At 68.5% G+C, this 951-nt stretch carries 2 protein-coding genes; both read left to right on the top strand.

All coding sequences use genetic code 11. The features are described 5' to 3' along the window. The coding region (locus tag AC01FP_RS17920; RefSeq protein ID WP_474482139.1) for a polysaccharide pyruvyl transferase family protein at positions 1 to 611 on the top strand (611 nt) is incomplete at its 5' end. A 5-nt stretch (positions 612 to 616) separates the two neighbouring features. After that, positions 617 to 951: phytanoyl-CoA dioxygenase family protein (locus AC01FP_RS17925; protein ID WP_474482141.1), on the top strand; the 335-nt coding region annotated here is incomplete at its 3' end.

Below are 951 nucleotides of genomic sequence, written 5' to 3' on the forward strand. Positions count from 1 at the left end.
TCGACGACGGGGCCGGGCCGTACGATCACGAGCGGCTGGTGCCGTTCTACGAAGGCACCGGTTTCGCCATGCCCGAGGTTCTGCGCCACCCCTACATCCTCGTCGGCGGCAGCTCGCGCTCGGCCTACGAGCCGGAGCGGGCGGTCGAGGCCTATGTCGCGCTGGTCGAGGACCTGAAGCGCTTCGGCATGGGCATCGCCCTGCTGCCGGGCTGCACGGGCGATTTCTTCCTCAAGCAGGTGGCCGAACGGACCGGCGCGACCTACCTCCCGATCAAGGCGCCGATCATGGCCCAGGCCGCGATCCTCGGTCATGCGCGGCTCTATGTCAGCGGGCGCTGGCATCCGTCGATCATGGCCGCGCTCGGCGGCACCCCGTGCGTGTTCATGGGCTCCAACTCGCACAAGATTCTCGCACTGCAGCACATGCTGGGCTATCCTGCGCCGCACGAATACTCGCCCTGGCCCGACGCGGCCGAGCGCGAAGCGATGCTGGGCGAAGCAGCCCGCCTGCTCGGCGATGGCGGCGCAGCGCGCACTCGCATCGCCGAGTGCGCCCATGCGCTGGGCGAGGAAGCGGCCTGGGTCACCGATTCACTGGCAAAGGGATGATGGCGATGGATTACGACGTGGCGGCAATCCGCCAGCAGCTCGAAACCGACGGCTATGCCGTACTGCCCGGCTTCCTCGACGGAGCCGAGATCGCCCGCCTGCGCGGGACCGTCGGCGGGTTCTTCGCCAGCGGCCGGGGGGTGGTGTTCAACCTCGGCAAGACCCAGCCCAATGCGGCGATCGAAGTGCCGGACCTCGCCTGGCTGTTCGCCGATCCGCGCGTGACCGGGTTCTTCAAGGGCGTGTTCGGCGAGCGCGGCGCATTCTTCACCGGCCATTGCGACATCCACAATTCGATGGTCTCGAACTGGCACCGCGACACCGGCGGAGCAGGCCATCC

The sequence above is a fragment of the Cyanobium sp. NIVA-CYA 375 genome (assembly GCF_056108345.1).